The following is a 19,225-nucleotide window of genomic DNA, read 5'->3' as shown; positions in this document are numbered from 1 at the left end:
CGCTAGATCCTCTCGGTGGTTTCCAGATCGAACATCAGCGATCTTCCGTCCCGGACCGAGACGTAGCCAACCACGCCCGGTTCGGGGCAGTCGTCTTCGTCGACGATCAGTTGCAGCACCTGGTCACCAAGTTCCACCGTCACCAGGGAGCTGGCCCCCAGGCTTTCCACCGTGCGGGCGCGAACCTCGAACCGGTTGGGGCCGACTTCCGCGTGCCAGTGCAAGTACTCGGGCCGAATGCCCCAGATGACCGACTCACCGTCGTGGGCTTGAGCCGGGTCGACCCGCACTCCAACCTGAATGCCGGACACGGTCAGGTGCCCATCGGCCACCTGAGCCGGAAGCAGGTTCATCGGGTGCGATCCGATAAACCCAGCCACAAAAGTATTGGCGGGGCGCTGGAACACTTCCTTCGGAGTACCGACCTGCTGCAGTTTGCCTTTTTTCATGACCGCAATCCGGTCGGCCAAAGCCAACGCTTCCGCCTGGTCGTGGGTGACGAAGACGGTGGTGATCCCCAGGTCTCGCTGCAACTCCTTCAGGAAGGTGCGGGCTTCGAGCCGCAGGCGGGCATCAAGGTTTGAGAGCGGTTCGTCCAGGAGGAGCACTGTCGGCTCGGTCCCAACGGCTCGGGCCAGGGCCACCCGCTGCTGCTGTCCACCGGAGAGCTGCCCGGGCCTGCGTTCCAGCAGTCCTTCGAGGGACAGGCTGTCGGCCACCTGAGCGGCCTTGGCATGGCGCTCGTGCTTGGCGACCTTCCTGATTCGCAGCGGATAGGCAATATTGTCCGCGACGTTCATGTGCGGGAACAGGGCGTAATCCTGGAACACCATGGCCACTCCCCGGTCGCCGGGTTCGGCGTGGGTGACCTCATCGGAGTCAATCCAAAGGGTGCCTTCAGTGATGGCCTCGAGCCCGGCAATTGAACGTAGCAGGGTGGTCTTGCCACAGCCGGAAGGACCGAGGAGGGCGAAAAACTCACCGTCCTGGATCTCCAGATCCAGTTGATCGACACCGCGAACACCGCCCGGGTATTCCTTGACCAGGTCTGTCATTTTGATTGAGGACATTAGGATTTGATCCCTCCGTGGAAGCGGAACCCGAACTTACGGTTCACCAAGAAGTAAATGAGAATCACCGGCAGTGAGTAGATGAGTGAGAATGCGGAGATCAGTCGCAGATCCGCCTGGCCCGACTCGGTGTAGAAGGTATACATGACCACGGCTGCGGGTTGCAGTTCCGGACTGCGCAGCATGATGAAGGGCACCAGGAAGTTCCCCCACACCTGCACAATCGACCAGATCGCGATGAACGCAATCCCGGGCCGGGCCACAGGAACCACCACGTGGGTGAGGACCTGCCACGGCTTGGCACCGTACAGGCGGGCCGACTCCTCGTAGGACTTGGGCAACGTGTCCATGAAGTCCTTCAAAATGAAGATCACCGTGGGCAGCAGTCCGCCGGTGATCACCAGGATCACCGCCACCTGGGTGTTGATCAGGCCCAGCATGTTGATCAGTTGGAAGGTCGGAACCATGGCGGCGGTGCCGGTGACGATGGAGCTGAGCAGAAGCAGCGCGTAGAGCAGTGCATCTCGACCCGGAATGTTGACACGGGACAGCGCGTAGGAGGCGGTTGCGCCCAAGACCACCACCAGGGCCATGGTGCCCAAGCCGATGATCAGGGAGTTACCGATAGCGCGGACCGCGTAGGGGTTGTCGAAGACCCGCCCAAAGTTGCTGAGGGTCCAGTCCGGAATCGACACGGCCATCGTCGGCTGCGCGTCAAAGGGCGCGGTCACCAGCCAGAGCATCGGCAGAGCGAAAAACAGCGACACCAGGGATAGGAGCACCACAAAGGTGATCCGGTGCAGGAAACGTTTGGCCGCATTGGGGCGGCGGGAAGTCTTAGTCATTTGCCCTTCCTTCCCCGGGCAATCCGCAGGTAGGCCAGGGCAATCACCAGGTTGATCAGCAGCATGATCAGTGAGATCGCCGCCCCCAGCCCCAGTTGCCCGCCCGGAATTGCGGTCCGATAGATGTAGACCGACAGGATTGAGGTTGCACCGTTGGGCCCACCGGCTGTCAGCAGATACGGAGTGAACGTATTGAACGTCCACAGGGTAATGAGCAGGGTGTTGGTCAGAATGTGGCCCTTGATGTTGGGCAGGATTACGTCTCTGAGCTGCTGCCAACCGGATGCCCCCGCCATGCGAGCGCTCTCAAGTTGTGAAGGCGGGACCGCCGCCAAAGCCGAGGAGAACAGCTGCATCGAGAAGGCGGTGCCAATCCAGATGTTGAAGATGACGATCACCGTCATGGGATTGTTGATCAACCAGGCGTGACCGGGCGTATTCAGAATCAGGTTCAGGGTTCCACCCCGCCGATCCAGGAGGGCAATCCACAAGAATGCGACCACCGAGGAGGGAATCACCCAGGCAGCCAGGGCCAGCCCCTCAACCAGGCCTTTCCAGAATCCGCGCAGGCCTTGAATCGCCCAGGCCAGTCCGAAGCCAAGGAATGACTGGCCGATCACCCCGGACAGCAGCACGAAGATGAACGTGAGTTTCAGCGAGTTCCAGAAGGCCGGATCGCTGAGGGCAAATCGGAAGTTGTCCAGCCCGACAAACTGGGGGTCAGCCGCCTGCACGCCGGTGAGGCGATAGTCGGTCATCCCCAGATAGATGGTCCAAATGGCCGGGAAGATTAGGAACATTCCGATCAGGATCAGGGCGGGGGCAACGAAAATTGCCGCTTTGCCCTTTCCCAGGCCGGCGACGTCGTCGGCGCGCCGGCGGCGCCGGGCAGCTTTGACACTGCCCGGCGCTGTCGTAGTTGTGTTGGTCATCATGCTTTACTTCGACGAGACGTTCTCAGCCCCGACAATGTTCCCCATTGTGGAGACGTAGGTAGCCAGGGCGTCGGAGACCGGGGTCCCACTCACCACATCCAAGCTGGCTTGCTGGAGCGCAAGGGACACTTCCGGGTAAGCGGCCAGGCCCGGTCGGTAAGCGGTGATTGGGAGCACCTCGTTGGAAACGAAGGTGAGCATGGGGTCGGCCTTAAGCAGTTCCTCATTGACATCGGCCCGCGGCGAAATGGACAGGGTGCCCGCAGCCTTCGCCTTGTAGGCGTCAGCCGAGTTCATGAAGGCCAGCAGTTCCCAAGCCAGGTCAGGGTTCTTCGAGTTCGGGTTCAGCACGCGCCCGGTGCCACCGGACATGGACACAAAATCCTGCCCGTTGATCCCGGTGCCGGGGTTCATCGCCGGAATCAGAGCGTACCCAACCACTTCATCCCGGTTCTCCATCGGGGCGGTCCCAACGCCTTCAGCGGGGTTCACCACCGAGCGCCAGAAGTAGTCCCCCTCCAGCAAAATTCCGATCTGACCGTCCGCGAACTGCTGGAAGGAAGTGTCGCGCCCGGAGGCTTCCTGCTGCAGAATCGGGTCACCCAACTGCTCGTCCACGTAGATGGTCCGGTACAGGTTCATCACGTCTTCCAGCTGCGGGGTGTCACCCAGCCACTTGCCGTCCTGCCAGACGGAGCCGCCAGCGCCAGCCAGCATCGGCAAGATGCCCTGCATGGTGGTGGCCTCACCCATGGCCGTTCCCGCGTTGAGCTGGATCGGGATTACCCCGTCGAGCTTCTTCAGCGCCCTCGCCGCATCCAGGATTTCGTCCCAGCTGGTGGGCTGCCAGTCAGTCGGGAGACCAGCCTCTTTGAACAGATCCTTGTTGTAGTAGATGACGCGGCCGTCAGCGCCCTGGGGCACGCCGTAGCGCTGTCCATCAAAGGCCAGAGCCTGCTGGACCGAGTCGTCAATCTGCTCCCAGCCGTCCCAGCTGGCCGAGTTGGGTGCGACCTCTTCCAGCGGTTTGATGTACCCCGCTTCCGCGAATTCGCCCACCCAGATGCCGTCGATGGCAAACACGTCGGCGCCGCCGCCCGACTGCAGGTCCAGGGCAAGCTTGGTCTTGTAGTCCTCGTCATCGACGCCTTGAGGTTCGAAGTTCACCTTGACGTTCTTGCCCTGATCGGCCATTTCCTTTTCAAAGTTGGGAATCACCCAATCCTGAATCCACTCGGCTTCGGCTGAGTTTTTGCCCCCGACGATGGCGTTAGCGGTGAAGGAGAGGGTCACGGCGTCGGTGGCATCGCCGGACTGATCTGCCGGCTGGCCACCTCCGCAGGCAGCCAGACTAGTGGCCAGCAGGAGCGCGCCCCCAGCCGTGGAGATTACTCGTGTCTTATTCAGCACTTCTTTGTCCTTTCAGAATTGCATGGCAGTGGAGGGAACTACCGGGATGCCTCCACCTCCGGGTCCAGGGAGATCCCCTTGGACTCGGCTAGTAGTCGGATCATTTCCTGCCCCACCCGGAGATCCTCCAGGGATTCGGCCACGGAGGAGCCCGGCCGGGGGGTGTTCCCGGCCAACGCCAGGAAGTCGAGCCACTCTTGCTCGAAGGCTTCCTGCTGGGGCCAGGTCTGGACGGAGTGGTTGACTCCGTAGTGAGGGGTTGCCGTCACCTCATGCAGCTCGGTGGCCACATTCAGCAGGTAGGGCACGTCAAACACCAGCTGAATGGTGCCTTCTTCGTGGTGGATGGTGACGGTCTCCCGGTACTGCGGATAACCGGCAATGAAATGCCAATTGATCTGCCAGGGGACCGCCTGCTCCCGAAGCGTTCCGCCGAGGCGAAGCGAGCCGGGAAACTCTGGGCCGTAGTGCTGGGCATGTTCGACCGTTCCAATGCCCCCCACCAGGTACCGGAGCAGGGCAATGTCATGGACCACCGAACCCAACACGACGTTTGGGTAAAGCCGATCCAGGTCACCGACCCGATCGGACAGAATCTCTGGGCCGAGGGCGCTCCGCAAAGCTGACTCAGTGGGTTCAACCACGGTTCGCAGAGCTTCCTGGGAGACATCGTTGGCCGGCCGGCGCAGGTGGGCGAACTCCAACTGCGCCTGATCTTGCGGGTGGAGCACCTCCACTTCGACGGACCGAACCCGAACCTGGGAGACGAGCTCGCGGGCGCGACGGGAGGCCGGATCGTACTCTTTCATGTAGCCGACCCGCATTTGGGCCGCGTACGGAAGGAGTTCCGCCACTTCTCCTCGGGAGTATCCGAGGGGTTTTTCCACCAGGACCGGCCAGCCTCGCTTGACCAGTGGCAGTGCGGCTTGGCTGTGACTGCCGGTGGTAGCGAGCGCCACCGCGTCCACCTGGAGGCCCGCGTCGACTGCGTGCAAAAGATCATCGACCGAGGTGAAGCCGGCCAGCTGCTCACCGTAGGCGGATTGGATTTCCCGCACTCGCTGGGCGGACAGGTCCACCACCGCTACCAGTTGGACGCGGTCGTGGAGTCGGGTGATGATCGGCAAGTGAACACTTTGGCTGATCCCGCCGAGGCCAATCAACGCCAGTCGGATTGGAGCGCTCACGGCAACCACCGCCGCAGGGCCACCCGATTGTCGATCTGGTCCTGCACTGCGCGGGCCAGGTCGGCTTCGTCCTGCAGGATCACATCCTGTTCCACCACCAGCCACCCGTCGAAGCCGGAGGACATGATCGTGCTCATCATCGCTTCCACGTCCAGGTCGCCCTGACCCAGGGGAACGAAGACTCGTTTCGACCACACGTCACGAAGCGGATCCTCAGAGCCCATGGCAGCGGCCAAAATCGACCGGTCGGCGTCCTTGAGGTGCAGATGATTGATCCGATCCATCCAGCGAACGATGTCCCGGACAGGGTCGCCACCGCCGATTAGGAGATGACCCGAATCAAAGGTCAAGTCCATGGCTCCGAGCGCCAGGAACTGGTCGATCTCAGCGGGTGTCTCAACGAAGGTGCAGGCATGATGATGAAAAGTGGGTTCCAGGTCGTAACCACGGACCAGCTCGGCCACCCGAGTCAAGCGTTCGCCAAAGCGATCCCACTGCCAGGGGGCCAACTCCAGTTCTTCCCCGCCGCCCGGGTGAAGCCGGCGACTGTCGTCACCCATGTCGGCAATGGTTGGTTTGGGAGCCGGGAAGTCGCCCGCCTGGGCACCCGCCACAAACAGTGGCATTGCCTCCCGGGCGGCTGCGAACGCGGCCTCGAACTCTTCCTCGGTGCCAGCGCCAAACGGCAGGTCCACCCACCCGCCGGCCAGGCCGAGGTGGTGCCGGGCGAGGCGGTCGGTCAGATCCGATCCAAGACCTAGGAGCCCGGGGGCACCCAGGTCGATTCCCTCGTAGCCAGCCTCATGAACCAGACGGGCCAGTTGCTCACCGTCGGGAAGGACGGTACCGGGGAGGGCCAACCCAAAGACTCCGTAGCTGACGGGAGCGTTTGCCACTTTCATTTCATGTCCAATCATTCGCAACGTTGTTGACGACAATGTCTGCTCAGCGGGTTGTGATCAGCCTAACTAGATTCGTGGTTATAATCCAAACGTTGGACAAATAAAACTGTATGACATACCTCACAGTGAGGGACGATGGCCCCGCCCCGGTCGGGGAACCAGCTGGACCACGCAAATTCGACGAAAGGAGGCGGACCCGATGCTCACAATCTTCGTTGCGCTCGGAGCTGCCTTCGCCTTCGTGGTGGGCCGAAATGACGGTGGCCCCTTGGTTGCCTTGTCGTTACAAGGAACAGAACGGGCGCCACTTTGGTCGGTTGGGGTCCTGGTGCTCGCACTGTTGAGTGCCCCGGTCCTGGGCTTGACCGGAGTTGCTGACACCCTGTTCTCGATGATCGGAACCGGCTCCTCCACCTCCAATTCGGCCGCCTGGATCGTGGCTTCCACCCTGATTACTCTCGCGCTGGCCACCGCGGTACACATTCCCACCTCGATCACATTGGCCCTGGTGGGAGCGCTCACCGGAGCCGCCCTGGCGCAGGGCACTCCCATCGATCGGGGACTGCTGATTCGGGTGATCGTGCTCGGGTTGGCCGCACCTGTGCTGGCCGCGCTCTGCGCCTGGACCCTGAGCCGTTTGCCAACCTGGCGCAGGTTCCCCCGTCCGGTGGCACGGCAACTGACGTTCCTCGCCCTGGCCGGCGCCTACGCGGTCAATGACGGGCAAAAGCTGCTTTTCACCGCCCTGTTGCTACGGCATTCGATCGGGACCCCTCCGCCCGGACTGGTCCCCGCTGCCTTTGTCGCGGGCGTTTGCCTGTTCGCTCTGGGGGCGCTCACATCCCTCCGGTCCGCTTCGCAGTTCATGCGCCACGGCATCACCTCTGTTAGCGCTCAGACAGTCCTCACTGCCGAGCTCAGCGCCGCGGCCGCAGTGGTGACGGGAGCGGCACTGGGAGTGCCTTTATCAATGACCCAGTCCCTGGTGGGAGCACTGCTTGGAACCGGGCTGTCCCGCTCACTTCGGGCGGTCTACTGGTCTTCGCTTCAACGGATCGGCGGAGCTTGGCTCTGGACCATGCCCTTTGCCATTGCCTCCTCGTTCCTCACCGTCACCCTATTTGGAAAGTAAACGCTTATGAGACCGCTGTTGGGCCGCCGATGGATCGGGAGCCGAGTTCGCCCCCGTTCTGTCACCGAGTTGCTGGCAGACCAGCTGAACACCGCAATCGAGGCGGCCGATGTGGTTGGGCAGGTCTGCCTGGGCGAAGTCGATGCCCAAGCCGCCCGCAAAACCATGCGCCGAATCGAACACGAAGGGGATCGCTTGCGAACCCAGCTGATGACCCGAACCAGTTCGGCGCTAACAGTCCCCCTGGAGCGCGAGGATTTGATCCGATCATCGCGGGCCATAGACGACGTGTTGGATATCCTGCGCGACATGGTGCGGGAGCTCGCCCTGTGGGAGGTCCCGACCGGCCGGTGGTCCCAAGGAATGTTAGCGCCAGTTGTCGACTCGTTGCGTGCACTGCGCCGGGCGGTGACCGTTCCGGACGGGCAGGCCGGCCAGTTCCAGGCCCAACAAGCGCGCATCGCAGCCCGCAAAGTACATCTGCACTATCAGCAGGGGAGCCGGCGGATCCTGGTCGACCCCTTGACCCTGGACACGGTCAAGCAGATGGAGGTGCTGCGTCGCCTACTTACGATCGAGGCGCGACTGATGGATGCCGCGGATGCAGTCCTCGATGGGATCGTTAAGCGATACCTGTGATCAGTTCCGGCGGGCCCGCAGGACCGGCCGAATCCGACCCGGTCAACACCGCGGGACTAGGGGAAAGCTTTGCGTCAAACACTAGCGAAGCCCCACCGGCCGCCCCAACCCAGCTGCCAAAGTCCGCCTCGTGCACCTTCAGTGAGTGCAGGGAGGCAACGGCCGAATAGCGCAAGAACTCCCGCTCAACCGCTTCGCCCAGGTCGGGCGCCAAGCGCGCAGCATTGGAGCCGCCCACAATCACATCGGTGGCATCCATCAGGTCCGCCACCACGACCACGGCCTGGGCGATGGCGGCGCAGGACTTGGCCTTGAGTTCCAGTGCGTCCGGGTCGCCAGCACCTGCCAGTTGGGTCAGCTGGTCCATTGCTTTGACCAACTCGGTATGTGAGCGCTCAGCAGGGGGGAGCAACCCCCTGTCTACTGCCTGCCGGACCAAATAGTCGAACTCAACTGCCTTGCCCACGCATCCTTGCCGCCCACAGGTGCACAGTTCGGTGTCATCCGTGTTGATCCGAATGTGTCCGCCCTCGCCCGCGTTACCGCTCCCACCAAAGAAGAGCTCTCCCCGATCGGCAGCAGCAAAGCCAATGCCAAACCCAGAGTAGACAAACAGGGTGGTTCGATCCAGGCCCCGCTCTCGGTTCCAGAGCTCGCCCGCGAGCGCCGCAATCGAGTCCTTCTGCATGAAGGTTTCCAGTCCGGTTGCCTGCTGAACCAGCTCGCGCAGTTGGACCCCATCCCAACCAGGCAGCGTTGGCGGGTCGACAAATACACCCCGCTCCAAGTCAATTGGACCCGGCACCGAACAGCCCAAACCGAGAATCCGATCGGCCGGCACCGCCTCGATCAACTCGCGAACCAAGGCACCGATCGAGTTGACAGCCCGAGCGGGATCCGACTCCCACCCAAACTCTCCGCGGGCACGAATCCCACCATTTGCATCCATCACGATGGCCGAGATGGAGGCTGGTTCGACATGGACGCCAACGGCGAATGCAGCGTCGGCTCGCGCGTGCAGCATCGTGCGGGGCTTGCCTCGCCCCGGGGAGGAGAGCCGCTTTCCCTCGTGCACCCACCCGGCCTTGAGTAGCCGCGAAACCACATTGGAGACAGTCTGGCGACTGAGGCCGGTCTGGTTGGCCAACGCAACCCGGCTAACCCCGTCTTTGGCTCGGCGAATAAGGTCAAAGACAACCAGAAGATTGTAGTCACCCACCCGCGGCATGTTGGTTCCGAGGCGGGTGCCCGACAGTCGGACCGGTTCCTGTTCGACCACTCCCGAAGCCCCTTTCATCGACCCCGCCAACCCGAGCTTTTTGGCGCCAGATGACTCAGATGCCTTACGGGGGCGTGGAATGGTGCCATCATACATGCGGACAAAGCGCGAATTAGCGCTCACAAACGTGGACCGCAGGCAGGGACCAGCCCTCGACGTGGGCGGTCCGAGAGGCAGGGATCGCTTAGGTGTGGTCGACCTCATTTTTGAGGGCAAACTTGTCAAAAAAACCAAGTACCGGCTGGACGGTCGGGGCGAGCCATGCCCGCCGTTTGGTGTTCGCCAAACCGGGCTCAGTGTCGCCTGGCAAATGTGCGCTTGCTCACAATAGCTCAGGGAGCACCAAGCGGCCCCTGGGCCGGCTCTAGGTTCGAGCCCAGCCACAGAGGCGGCCACACCAAGGCCGGATGGAGAAACCGATGCACACCCACAAAATCATCAGCCCAAGCCACTCCCCTCGCCCCCGCGGATGCTGGCAACGTTTTACCAACATTTCCGCCCACCTACTGCGATCCAAAATTCATCAAGACCGACGGTATTTCGATAGGTAACACACCTATTTCGCCTCCGCCCTCACCCTGGTCCGAAACCAACTGAGCCAGCGCTTTTCTCGCTAAATCCCGCTGGCACCCACCACACCCGCCCGGCATCCCCTCCCGACCAGCACGAATCTCCCCCAAGCCCCAGAGAAACCGTTTTCGAGACCCCAGCCAGCACGGACTGAATACACAGGTCTGTCCACCCAACAGTTAGCCAGCGGCGCCCACGCCCAGGCCTCCACTTGAAACCAGACGCGCCCCCGACCTGCGCATATACACACAAAGGCCCGGTTTTCAGCTCTGCGCACTATCCCCACCCACCCCAGCAAACAAGAGGTAATCGTTTCCTGTCCACAGGGTATGTAGAAAGCAACACTTGGCAACTAGTGGCAAAATATGTGATCAGCCCGACATGATATGAGGGAACACAGATTTGGACGATGGCAACTTCCCCTCGTCCCGGGCAGGAAGTGATCCCACATGAAATTCCGCCGAACCCGCATCGTTGCGGTCGCCTCGGCTGTTGCCCTTGGTCTTGGCGCCTGCGCCTCAGGCCTCACGGGCACGCCCGAGTCAGGCAAAACCCTGATTCTCTCCCTCAATCAGACCGAAGAGCACCCCTCCTACGTGGCGCTGGTGGCTTTTGGTGAACGCCTCCACGAGGCGACCGATGGCCGTTGGGATGTTCAGGTCTACCCCAATGAAACCCTGGGCGCACAGCAGGAGGTGATCCAACTAGTCTCTGACGGCTCGGTCGACATGGCGGTGGCCTCGGGCACCCAGTTGGAGAACCTGAACCTGGAGTTTGCCGTCCTGAATCTCCCCACCACCTTCCATTCGATTGAGCACCAAATGGATGTGCTGTCGGATCCGGAGATTGTCGGCGACCTGTTCGCCTCGCTGGAGCCCGACAAGTCCCTCACCGTCCTAGGCGGCCTCACCCAGGGTGAGCGCAACCTGTACACGGTCAAGGGTCCAATTGTGGAGCCATCTGACCTGAAGGGAATGAAGATCCGGGTGCAGGAGTCGGACATTGCCATCGACATGATCAACGCGATGGGTGGCTCGGCCACGCCCATGTCCTTCGGCGAGGTGTACACGGCGCTCCAGTCCGGCGTCCTGGACGGAGCCGAGAACAACGAGGTCTCCTACGTCACCCAGAAACACAACGAAGTGGCCAAATACGTGGCCTTCACCCGGCACCTGATCGGGTTGGATTACATGCTGATCAACACCGACGTCTACCACGGAATGTCGGATGAGGACCGGGCCATTTTCGACCGGGAATGGGCCGAAACCATGCGGCACCATACCCAGCTGTGGGTGGAGGAAACCGCCGCAGCCATTGCCTCGGCCGAGGAGACCGGCTCGAAGTTCAATGAGGTGGATCAGGAGGCATTCCGGGAAGCGCTCAGCCCCGTGGTGGAGAAGTACCTGACCTCTGAGCAGGACCGGAAGCTGTACGACGAGATCCAAAGGAAGGCTGACCAGTGAGAGCAATTGCCCTAGTCCTCGAGAAGCTGCTCAAGATTGTCTGCGTGGCTCTGTTTTCCGCCCTGGTCATCGTCGTGGTGCTCCAGGTGTTCACCCGACAGGTGATGCACAACCCGCTCACCTGGACCACGGTCGCGGCCCAGTACCTGTTTGTCTGGCTGTCCCTCCTCGGATCGGCCTGGGTGTTTTCCGAGAAGGAGCACATCGCCGTCGACTTCCTCACCCGCGCGCTGAAGATCAACCGGACGCGCGCCATGGAGGTGTTCGTCAACCTGATCATCGGCCTGTTCGGAGCGCTGGTGCTGCTCTGGGGCGGCCTGCGCGGGGTCAGCATCACCTGGAGTCAAAACGTGTCCGGTCTGCCGGTCAGCGTCGGCATGATGTATCTGGCGCTACCCATCTCCGGCCTGATCATCGCGTACTTTGCGCTCTACCACATTGTTGAGGCGGTCCAGGGCCGGGGGCTACCCAGCTCGGACGAAGAAATCAGAGAGGCGGTCTAGCCATGGAAGCCGCTGTTGTTGCCGGCGTCGTCCTGATCGTCGGGATTGCCGTTCTGCTCCTCCTGCGAGTCCCCATTGCCGTCTCGGTAGGCTTCTCCGCCTTCCTGGCGGTAGCCGCGGTGATCGGGATGGAGAAAGCCTCGTTTGTGGCGGCCCAACGCCTGTTCACGGGGATCAACTCGTTCACCCTGCTAGCCATACCCTTCTTCATCTTGGCCGGGGTGCTAATGAATAACGGCGGCATTGCCAGCCGCCTCATCGATGCGGCGAAGGTGATTGTTGGGCGGATGCCCGGTTCCCTCGCCCAAACCAACGTGGTCGCTAACGCCATGTTCGGCTCCGTTTCCGGCGCGGCGGTCGCCTCCGCGGCTGCGGTCGGGGGCGTGGTCGGTCCCCGGATGGAGAAGGAAGGCTACGACAAGAACTTCGCTGCCGCGGTGAACGTCGCCTCGGCCCCGTCCGGGATGCTGATTCCGCCGAGCAACACGTTGATCGTTTACTCGCTGGTGTCCAGCACCTCGATTGCCACCCTGTTCATTGCCGGCTACCTGCCGGGCATCCTGTGGGCGGTAGCCTGCATGATCGTGGTCGGCCTCTACGTCCACAAGCACAAGGGGGTCGGGATTACCGAACGGGTGACCCTCCGCCAAGGTCTGATCACGCTGTGGCGCGCGGTCCCCTCAATCCTGATGATCATCATCGTGATCGGCGGGATCCTAGCCGGCGTCTTCACCCCGACCGAGTCGGCCGCGATCGCAGTCGTCTACTGCCTGATTCTGGGCTTCGCCTACCGGGCGATCAAGGTGTCGGACCTGCCCCGGATCATCCTGGACGCCACCAAAACCACCTGTATCGTGATGCTGCTGGTGGGCGTCTCGACCATCATGAGCTGGGTGATGGCGTTCTCGGGCATCCCGAGCGCCCTGTCCCAGGCAATGCTGGGCTTCACCAACAGCCCAACCGTGATTCTGCTGCTGATCATGGTGATCCTGCTGGTGGTGGGCACATTCATGGACCCGACCCCGGCCATCCTGATTTTCGTCCCAATCTTCCTGCCCATTGTTACCGAGTTCGGCGTGCACCCGATTCACTTCGGCCTGATGGTCACGTTCAACCTGTGCCTGGGCACAATCACTCCCCCGGTCGGCAACGTCCTGTTCGTGGGAGCCAAGATCGCCAACCTACGAGTGGAACCGGTGATCAAAGCACTGGTGCCATTCTTCATTGCCCTCGTCATCATGCTGTTCGTGGTGACGTTCGTGCCAGGCCTCTCCCTCTGGCTCCCGGGGCTATTCGGGTTGGTCTAGCCCTGCCCCCACGGCAGTGCGCCGAGTCCCGGCTCCCACCTGGTGGGGGTCGGGATTTGGTTTTGCCCCGCGCACCGCGTTCTCTCCCAGGCGAGGCGGCCATCCCGTAGGCTGAGGCCATGACCGCTCCGAAACTTGGCCCGACCTGGCCCGCAGTTCTTTGGTGGACGCTCGGTGTTGGGGTTGGCCTGATCCTGGTTCTCCCCTGGCTGGTGATGAACCTGGCTCAGGTGGGCGAGGCGGGGATGGCCCTCGGGTTCCTGCAGTTGTTGCTCCTGAACCCGATCGTGTTTCTGGTCGGAGTTTGGCACACCTGGACCCGCGTTCGCCGCCTCGTCTGGGTGACCACGGTGGGTTACAGTCTGGCCTTTGTCGCCTCGGCCTACCTGGCGTTCAACTCTTCCGCGCTGGTGTATCTGGTGGGCTACCTGCTGCTGTCGCTGGTTCCGGTGGGTCTGAGCTGGGCCTGGGGGCAGTTCCGACGCTGGCAGGAGCGGCGCCCGTAACCCAACCCCCAATTAGCGGCAGCTTCCCAACTAAGGGATGGACGCCTCGTCCCCGGTCGCGGCTTTGGACGAGGCGGAGTCACCTCTCGCGGTTCCCTCACCCATGCTAATGTAAGCAGTGCAAACATAACGGCACTAGGTGGGGCCCGGCTCCAGAACCAGCCTCCACCTCGCCCACGGCTGTTGGAGGTTCCCGATGAGCAAACGCGTCCTGCTGGTCGTCACTAACGTCGATCACTACCAGGTCGACCCGTCGCACCCGACCGGGTTGTGGCTGTCTGAGCTAACCCACGCATACGACATTTTTGCCGATCGCGGGTTCGAGCAGACCATTGTCAGCCCGGCCGGGGGCCACAGTCCGCTGGAGCCGCGCTCCCTGAAGCGGCCCAACTACGACCGCTCAGCCCAAGCGTGGCACCAGGATCCGGCCCGAATGGCCCTGTTGGAGCACACCGCCAGTCCGGAGCAGATCGACAGCGCTGACTACGACGCAATCTTCTTCACCGGTGGGCACGCGGTCATGTTCGACTTCCCAGACAGCGCCGGCCTGCAGCGGATCACCCGCGAAATCTTTGAACGAGGCGGGGTCGTCAGCTCCGTTTGCCACGGCTACTGCGGGCTGGTGAACACCACCCTGTCCGATGGCAGCTACTTGGTGGCGGGTCGAAACCTGACCGGGTTCTCCTGGCGCGAGGAGGTGCTGGCCCGGGTCAACCGGCTGGTGCCCTACAACATTGAGGAGCGAATCCAGGAACGAGGCGCCCACTACTCGAAGGCCCTGCTGCCGTTCATCTCATACACGGTAATTGACGGCCGGCTGGTCACCGGGCAGAACCCCGGCTCCGCCCACGCCACCGCCACCAAAGTGGCCGAGCTATTGCAGCAAAACTGAGCGGCCAAGTATGACGGCTGGGCAACCGGCCAGGCGAACGAAGAGGAGCTACCCCATGCAGACCATCCTTGGAGCAGGCGGGCAAATTGCCGAGGAACTCACCCGAGAGTTGCACCGCAACTACACCCAGGACATTCGGCTGGTGAGCCGAAACCCCCACCGGATCAACGACAGCGATCAGCTGATGTCGGCCGACCTGATGGACGCCGCGGCCACCGAGCAGGCGGTGCGAGGCAGCGAGGTCGTCTACCTGACGGTCGGACTGCCGCTAGATTCTGACCTGTGGGAACAGCGGTTCCCGACGATGATGCGCAACACCATCGCCGCCTGCCAGCAGCACGGCAGCAAGCTGGTGTTCTTTGACAACACCTATATGTATCCGAGGGATTCCACCCCGCAGACCGAGGAGACTGCCTTCGCGCCGGTGGGACGCAAGGCCACCGTTCGCGCCCAGGCTGCGCAGCAACTGTTGGACCAGATCGAGGCCGGCACGATCGAAGCTGTGATCGGCCGCGCCCCGGAGTTCTACGGCCCCGGCAAGACCCAGAGCCTGACCAACACCGCGATCTTCCAGCGGATCAAACGCGGACAGCGGCCGCTGGTTCCGGTGAGCGCCCACACCCGCCGCTCGCTGATCTGGACGCCGGACGCCAGTCGAGCGCTGGCGCTGATTGGGAACACCGCCAGCGCCTACGGGCAGACCTGGCACCTGCCGGTGGACCCAAACCTGCTGACCTACGACCAGATGATCAAGGTCGCGTCCGAGGTCGTGGGGAAAAAGATCCCGTTTACGACTGTGCCCGAGTGGGCGTTTCGAATCGGTGGCATGCTGAACAAATCGGTGCGCGAGTCCGAGGAACTGCTCCCCCGCTACCGCCAAGACAACGTGTTCGAGTCGGCCAAGTTCCAGGCGGCATTCCCCGATTTTGCGGTCACCCAGTACCGGGAGGGGATTCCGCGGATCCTGAGTGATAGGTAGGGTGGGTTGGGGGACGCAACGGCCTCGTCACCCACAGCTGCCCAGATCGGCAGTACGGCGCCGCGCTTGATTTCATGGTGCGCAGAGCAGTCATCGATGAACCCTACAACTCAGCTACCACCGTCGAATCAGTGTGCACACTCATGGCGACACCACCAGCCTGGGCGCGAGGTCTACCGCTCGACGCTGATGGCTACGAGTGTGTGTTCTATATGGAGAACTAGTTTGCTTCCACGCCCAGGTACGTGTTGATTCGCTCTGCGATGAGTTCGAGCCGCCGGTCAATGAATGCCTCGTAGTTGTCTGGCCGATCTTTTCCGTCCGAGAAATCAATTAGCTGAGCATCGAAGTGATGCGCGGAAAACTGGTCGCGGTATTCGCTCGGAGCGCTTGCCGAGATTTTCTTATTTGTGCCTGCACCGATGAACGCCATGTTGCCGATCTGGTTGATCTGTTGCCTATCGAGATCGGTACGGACTTTCTCCAGGTAGGCCTTCGGGAAGATATGGTGGTACTCGATCTTCGAGGCTTTCCCCTTGTGGGTGGGTGCGACGATCAGATCTGAAGCCCAGTCCTTCGCACCGTCATACCGCAGAGCCATGAACAAAGTCTTGAACGCACCACTACTGGTGTTTCTTCCGCGCAGTTCGGACGCAGTGAAGTAGAGACGACCCACGTCGTTGCTGAGACGTTCGAGTAACTCCTCGCCACCGCCACCGCGCCGTATCTCCGCTAGATCTTGATTGAGCTTTGTCTCGGCAGACCCGGCATAGCGCGCCTTCGCATTAGCGTTGAGGAACCAGCGTCGAAACGTCTCAGCGTCCTCCGAGTTGATCTTGTAGTCATTGTGATCAGCCCAGTACGCGAGAGTGGTCAGCAAGTAGGGAGAGCTGAGCAAGCTCAATGAGTCGATGTGGAGGTTCGATTTGAGGAAGTTCACTGCGAAATCGAAAGCCTTCTCAGTTCGCTTCCACCCCGCCTGCAGCTGCTCAACCGTCAGTGAATTGACCGTAGAGAACTTTGCTTGCCCAGTGATCAACGCGACGAGAGTACGGAGCAAGGCACTCAAGTCGATGGTGAACCCTGCCGCTACGACGGTGTCTTGATACTCTGAGAAGGTCTGCAATGATCCACGCCATTTCGCTGTGATCTGCGCAAGCGCTAAGTCAGAAGAACGCAGCGTCACACCCAGCGAGTTCACACGAACGAAAATCTCTGTGACTTCTTCGTAAGACATAGTGCGTTCAAGAATGTCCATGCGATAGATGTAGTCACCAATTGCGCGAACTTTTTGCAGACGCTGTTGGTACTTCTCATAACGGGGATCTTCAAGGTCTGTGATACCGGCGGCTTTGAGGATCGTGCCGTCGCCCAACTTGAAAATGTCCGAGACCTCAACCCACTGCGGTTGAGATGCTAGACGGTTGGTCTTCACCACGAATGCGAGGCGGGTTGTGCTCTCAGCTAGCCGGTCTCCTTCCGACTGCGCATTTTCGGCGTCATCCGACTCTTCGGTTGAGGTAAACGGCAACTTATCGGGGTGCTCCAAGTTGAAAAGCAGAGAGATTTCGCGCGTGCGATCTCTGACCTGAACGCCCTCACCATTCATCACAGCAGCTAAAGATGTGAGCCTCTGTTGACCATCGAGCAACAGTAGCGGTCTGATTAGGGCTGCGGTCGCCCCCACCGCGAAATCACGAGTCTCGACCGGCTCATCAGTCTCCCAGGCCAGAATCACGCCTGACGGATAGCCGCGATACAGAGAGTCAAACAGATTGCGGACGTCGGTTGACTTCCATACGTACCCGCGCTGCATCTCGGGCAGCATCAACTCGCCGTTGCGGATCTTGGCTACGAGGTCTCTGACCTTCTGTTCGCTCTTTGCCATCTGCACTCACTTCCACTACACGTACGGTCGGGGGCGAGCCGCACGTTCGCGGCACTGCGAATGACGCGATCAGATCTCTACGCAAGGAGGCAAGGGCTTCCAGCTCCTGTGCACACATCTATTCTGCCAGCACTGAATACTCCCGTCCCAATACGCGGCGGCGCGTACTAAGAATCGGTGCTCGAGGAAGTCCAGCACACCGGAGGTTAACTTCTCTCGTCTTCCTGGTCTTCCCTCAGAGAGCTTTCCACGCAATCCGGCGTCACTGACTTTGGCTCTCTGGAAGGAGCCAGTCATGGCTACAACAGTCCAGGTGTTCGACAACCACGATTTCGGCATGATCCGCACCGTCAACGACGAAGGGCATGTGTTGTTTTGCGGCAAGGACGTCACCACCGCGCTCGGTTACAAAGACCCGACCAATGCGCTCAAGCTGCACTGCAAGGGGGTGGCAAAATACCACCCCCTTGAGACCCCTGGCGGAGTACAGCAGTTCCGTTTCATCACCGAGGGTGACCTGTACCGGCTGATCTCATCATCGATACTCCCAGCAGCTGAGCGTTTCGAGTCGTGGGTGTTCGATGAGGTGCTGCCGTCGATTCGTCGCCACGGCATCTATGCCATCGACGAGTTGTTGCAGAACTATGAGTTCCTCGAAGAAGCGATCCGTGCCCTGCGGGCTGAGCGGCTGGCTCGTCTCGCTGCTGAGCAGGCTCTGCTCGAGGCTGCGCCAAAGATCTCGTACTACGACGTGGTGCTGAAGTCGTCGTCGCTGTTGACTACGACGGAGATCGCGAAAGATTACGGGCTGTCGACGAAACGCCTCAACCAGGTGTTGCACGCAGCTGGTGTGCAGTTCAAGCAGTCGGGGCGCTGGTTCTTGTATGCAAAGCTCGCCCAGCAGGGCTACACGCAGTCAAAGACTCACGAGTACGACGAGGGTAAGACCCGCACCCACATGTACTGGACACAGAAGGGCCGCCTGTTCATTTACGACCTCCTCAAAGCGCAGGGCGTGTTGCCGGTGATCGTGCAAGGTGGTGACGCGTGAGCGCCGCGCGTGAGAGCGACCCACGTCGAAACGCTGAAGGCTATCTGAATCTGACGGCGTTTGAGGCGTTGAAGCGGGCACAGCGTAAGACCTTCGGATACCGGCCACTGGTGCATATCTGCTCGCCTTACTCCGGTGATGTCGAAGGGAACGTGGCGGTGGCGCGTGAGTTCTGCCGGGTCGCGGTTGCTCGGCGGAAGATCCCGTTCGCCCCGCACCTGCTATTCCCGCAGTTCATGAACGACCGCAACCCCGGCGAGCGGGAGTTGGCGATGTTCTTCAACCGGATCCTGCTCGCTCACTGTGAAGCGGTCTGGGTGTACGCCGGGAACCTCAGTGCAGGGATGCGCCAAGAACTCCAGTGGGCGCGCCCGCTGGGGCTGCCGGTCAAGTACTTCACTACCAATTTTGAGGAGGCACGCTCGTGCGCACCCAGATGACCCTGTTTTGCGCCACTGTTCAAGGTCAGCAGAACAATAACTACTATCCGAACAGCGCAGTCATCACCACTGCGCCTGACCTGGAGGCAGCGGCGGTGTGGGATCACGTTGCCGCTGGGTATTCGGGTGGGTACCGGGCGAACAAGAACCTCGTCACCTCTGACTGTGTGGTGATGGATGTCGATAACGACCACACCGACAACCCTGACGAATGAGTCAGCCCTAAA

19 protein-coding genes are annotated in these 19,225 nt (G+C 61.3%); 11 read left to right on the top strand and 8 right to left on the bottom strand.

Annotated features, from left to right (window positions below; translation table 11 throughout):
- Positions 1–2: 2 nt before the first annotated feature.
- The 6 genes from SAC06_RS01930 to SAC06_RS01905 are packed head-to-tail and all read right to left on the bottom strand — an operon-like array spanning position 3 to position 6,349.
- Positions 3–1,070, bottom strand: coding sequence for an ABC transporter ATP-binding protein (locus SAC06_RS01930; RefSeq protein ID WP_350258531.1), 1,068 nt, complete (start codon positions 1,068–1,070; stop codon positions 3–5).
- On the bottom strand, positions 1,070–1,915 hold the full coding sequence (locus tag SAC06_RS01925) for a carbohydrate ABC transporter permease (protein ID WP_350258530.1): 846 nt from the start codon (positions 1,913–1,915) through the stop codon (positions 1,070–1,072). The genes SAC06_RS01930 and SAC06_RS01925 overlap by 1 nt, the downstream gene beginning before the upstream one ends.
- On the bottom strand, positions 1,912–2,847 hold the full coding sequence (locus SAC06_RS01920) for a sugar ABC transporter permease (RefSeq protein WP_350258529.1): 936 nt from the start codon (positions 2,845–2,847) through the stop codon (positions 1,912–1,914). Before SAC06_RS01920 ends, SAC06_RS01925 begins: the two co-directional genes overlap by 4 nt.
- A 6-nt stretch (positions 2,848–2,853) precedes the next feature.
- Positions 2,854–4,260 carry an extracellular solute-binding protein gene (locus SAC06_RS01915; protein ID WP_350258528.1) on the bottom strand — a complete coding sequence of 469 codons (1,407 nt, stop codon included), beginning with the start codon at positions 4,258–4,260 and terminating at the stop codon, positions 2,854–2,856.
- Positions 4,261–4,298: 38 nt separating this feature from the next.
- Positions 4,299–5,447: a Gfo/Idh/MocA family oxidoreductase gene (locus SAC06_RS01910; protein WP_350258527.1), complete on the bottom strand. Its 1,149-nt coding sequence runs from the start codon at positions 5,445–5,447 to the stop codon at positions 4,299–4,301.
- Entirely contained in the window at positions 5,444–6,349 is a 906-nt protein-coding gene (locus SAC06_RS01905) for a sugar phosphate isomerase/epimerase (RefSeq protein WP_350258526.1), read from the bottom strand. Before SAC06_RS01905 ends, SAC06_RS01910 begins: the two co-directional genes overlap by 4 nt.
- Positions 6,350–6,548: 199 nt before the next feature.
- On the opposite strand from SAC06_RS01905, the gene SAC06_RS01900 reads away from it, so the two are divergent.
- Entirely contained in the window at positions 6,549–7,481 is a 933-nt protein-coding gene (locus SAC06_RS01900) for an inorganic phosphate transporter (protein WP_350258525.1), read from the top strand.
- A 6-nt stretch (positions 7,482–7,487) separates the two neighbouring features.
- Positions 7,488–8,120 (top strand): DUF47 domain-containing protein, encoded by a 633-nt coding sequence (locus tag SAC06_RS01895; protein ID WP_350258524.1) that lies wholly within the window; start codon positions 7,488–7,490, stop codon positions 8,118–8,120.
- Here the strand turns inward: SAC06_RS01895 and SAC06_RS01890 are convergent.
- Complete coding sequence (locus tag SAC06_RS01890; protein WP_350258523.1) at positions 8,104–9,399, bottom strand: ROK family protein; 1,296 nt, start codon at positions 9,397–9,399, stop codon at positions 8,104–8,106. The two genes, SAC06_RS01895 and SAC06_RS01890, sit on opposite strands and share 17 nt — an antisense overlap.
- A 1,019-nt stretch (positions 9,400–10,418) precedes the next feature.
- Between SAC06_RS01890 and SAC06_RS01885 the strand changes: the two genes are divergently transcribed.
- The 6 genes from SAC06_RS01885 to SAC06_RS01860 all read left to right on the top strand — a co-directional run bounded on the left by SAC06_RS01885 (position 10,419) and on the right by SAC06_RS01860 (position 15,619).
- Positions 10,419–11,432: a TRAP transporter substrate-binding protein gene (locus SAC06_RS01885; protein WP_350258522.1), complete on the top strand. Its 1,014-nt coding sequence runs from the start codon at positions 10,419–10,421 to the stop codon at positions 11,430–11,432.
- Positions 11,429–11,935 carry a TRAP transporter small permease gene (locus tag SAC06_RS01880; RefSeq protein ID WP_350258521.1) on the top strand — a complete coding sequence of 169 codons (507 nt, stop codon included), beginning with the start codon at positions 11,429–11,431 and terminating at the stop codon, positions 11,933–11,935. The genes SAC06_RS01885 and SAC06_RS01880 overlap by 4 nt, the downstream gene beginning before the upstream one ends.
- Before the next feature lie 2 nt (positions 11,936–11,937).
- Positions 11,938–13,242: a TRAP transporter large permease gene (locus SAC06_RS01875; protein WP_350258520.1), complete on the top strand. Its 1,305-nt coding sequence runs from the start codon at positions 11,938–11,940 to the stop codon at positions 13,240–13,242.
- 119 nt (positions 13,243–13,361) lie between these two features.
- Positions 13,362–13,748 carry a hypothetical protein gene (locus SAC06_RS01870; RefSeq protein WP_350258519.1) on the top strand — a complete coding sequence of 129 codons (387 nt, stop codon included), beginning with the start codon at positions 13,362–13,364 and terminating at the stop codon, positions 13,746–13,748.
- Between the two features lie 196 nt (positions 13,749–13,944).
- Positions 13,945–14,640: a type 1 glutamine amidotransferase domain-containing protein gene (locus SAC06_RS01865; protein WP_350258518.1), complete on the top strand. Its 696-nt coding sequence runs from the start codon at positions 13,945–13,947 to the stop codon at positions 14,638–14,640.
- Positions 14,641–14,695: 55 nt separating this feature from the next.
- The gene (locus SAC06_RS01860) at positions 14,696–15,619 is read left to right on the top strand and encodes an NAD-dependent epimerase/dehydratase family protein (protein ID WP_350258517.1); all 924 of its coding nucleotides are present in this window, start codon (positions 14,696–14,698) and stop codon (positions 15,617–15,619) included.
- Positions 15,620–15,839: 220 nt separating this feature from the next.
- Here SAC06_RS01860 and SAC06_RS01855 read toward each other — a convergent pair whose 3' ends face one another.
- Positions 15,840–17,507 (bottom strand): DUF262 domain-containing protein, encoded by a 1,668-nt coding sequence (locus SAC06_RS01855; protein WP_350258516.1) that lies wholly within the window; start codon positions 17,505–17,507, stop codon positions 15,840–15,842.
- A gap of 295 nt (positions 17,508–17,802) precedes the next feature.
- Here SAC06_RS01855 and SAC06_RS01850 point away from each other — a divergent pair, with 295 nt between their 5' ends.
- Genes SAC06_RS01850 through SAC06_RS01840 form a run of 3 tightly spaced genes read left to right on the top strand, consistent with a single transcriptional unit; the run spans position 17,803 to position 19,213 of the window.
- Positions 17,803–18,558 carry a phage antirepressor gene (locus SAC06_RS01850; protein ID WP_350258515.1) on the top strand — a complete coding sequence of 252 codons (756 nt, stop codon included), beginning with the start codon at positions 17,803–17,805 and terminating at the stop codon, positions 18,556–18,558.
- On the top strand, positions 18,555–18,998 hold the full coding sequence (locus SAC06_RS01845; protein WP_350258514.1) for a DUF4406 domain-containing protein: 444 nt from the start codon (positions 18,555–18,557) through the stop codon (positions 18,996–18,998). Before SAC06_RS01850 ends, SAC06_RS01845 begins: the two co-directional genes overlap by 4 nt.
- On the top strand, positions 18,983–19,213 hold the full coding sequence (locus SAC06_RS01840) for a hypothetical protein (protein WP_350258513.1): 231 nt from the start codon (positions 18,983–18,985) through the stop codon (positions 19,211–19,213). Before SAC06_RS01845 ends, SAC06_RS01840 begins: the two co-directional genes overlap by 16 nt.
- Positions 19,214–19,225: the final 12 nt, after the last annotated feature.

The organism is Scrofimicrobium sp. R131, assembly GCF_040256745.1.
Lineage (GTDB): Bacteria > Actinomycetota > Actinomycetes > Actinomycetales > Actinomycetaceae > Scrofimicrobium > Scrofimicrobium appendicitidis.
This window is presented reverse-complemented; position numbering and strand designations above follow the sequence as displayed.

Bases quoted from the DNA above. Each gene is read 5' to 3' on its own strand.
- SAC06_RS01930 (WP_350258531.1), bottom strand. From the start codon at position 1,070: ATGTCCTCAATCAAAATGACAGACCTGGTCAAGGAATACCCGGGCGGT.
- SAC06_RS01925 (WP_350258530.1), bottom strand. From the start codon at position 1,915: ATGACTAAGACTTCCCGCCGCCCCAATGCGGCCAAACGTTTCCTGCAC.
- SAC06_RS01920 (WP_350258529.1), bottom strand. From the start codon at position 2,847: ATGACCAACACAACTACGACAGCGCCGGGCAGTGTCAAAGCTGCCCGG.
- SAC06_RS01905 (WP_350258526.1), bottom strand. From the start codon at position 6,349: ATGAAAGTGGCAAACGCTCCCGTCAGCTACGGAGTCTTTGGGTTGGCC.
- SAC06_RS01900 (WP_350258525.1), top strand. From the start codon at position 6,549: ATGCTCACAATCTTCGTTGCGCTCGGAGCTGCCTTCGCCTTCGTGGTG.
- SAC06_RS01895 (WP_350258524.1), top strand. From the start codon at position 7,488: ATGAGACCGCTGTTGGGCCGCCGATGGATCGGGAGCCGAGTTCGCCCC.
- SAC06_RS01885 (WP_350258522.1), top strand. From the start codon at position 10,419: ATGAAATTCCGCCGAACCCGCATCGTTGCGGTCGCCTCGGCTGTTGCC.
- SAC06_RS01875 (WP_350258520.1), top strand. From the start codon at position 11,938: ATGGAAGCCGCTGTTGTTGCCGGCGTCGTCCTGATCGTCGGGATTGCC.
- SAC06_RS01870 (WP_350258519.1), top strand. From the start codon at position 13,362: ATGACCGCTCCGAAACTTGGCCCGACCTGGCCCGCAGTTCTTTGGTGG.
- SAC06_RS01865 (WP_350258518.1), top strand. From the start codon at position 13,945: ATGAGCAAACGCGTCCTGCTGGTCGTCACTAACGTCGATCACTACCAG.
- SAC06_RS01860 (WP_350258517.1), top strand. From the start codon at position 14,696: ATGCAGACCATCCTTGGAGCAGGCGGGCAAATTGCCGAGGAACTCACC.
- SAC06_RS01855 (WP_350258516.1), bottom strand. From the start codon at position 17,507: ATGGCAAAGAGCGAACAGAAGGTCAGAGACCTCGTAGCCAAGATCCGC.
- SAC06_RS01850 (WP_350258515.1), top strand. From the start codon at position 17,803: ATGGCTACAACAGTCCAGGTGTTCGACAACCACGATTTCGGCATGATC.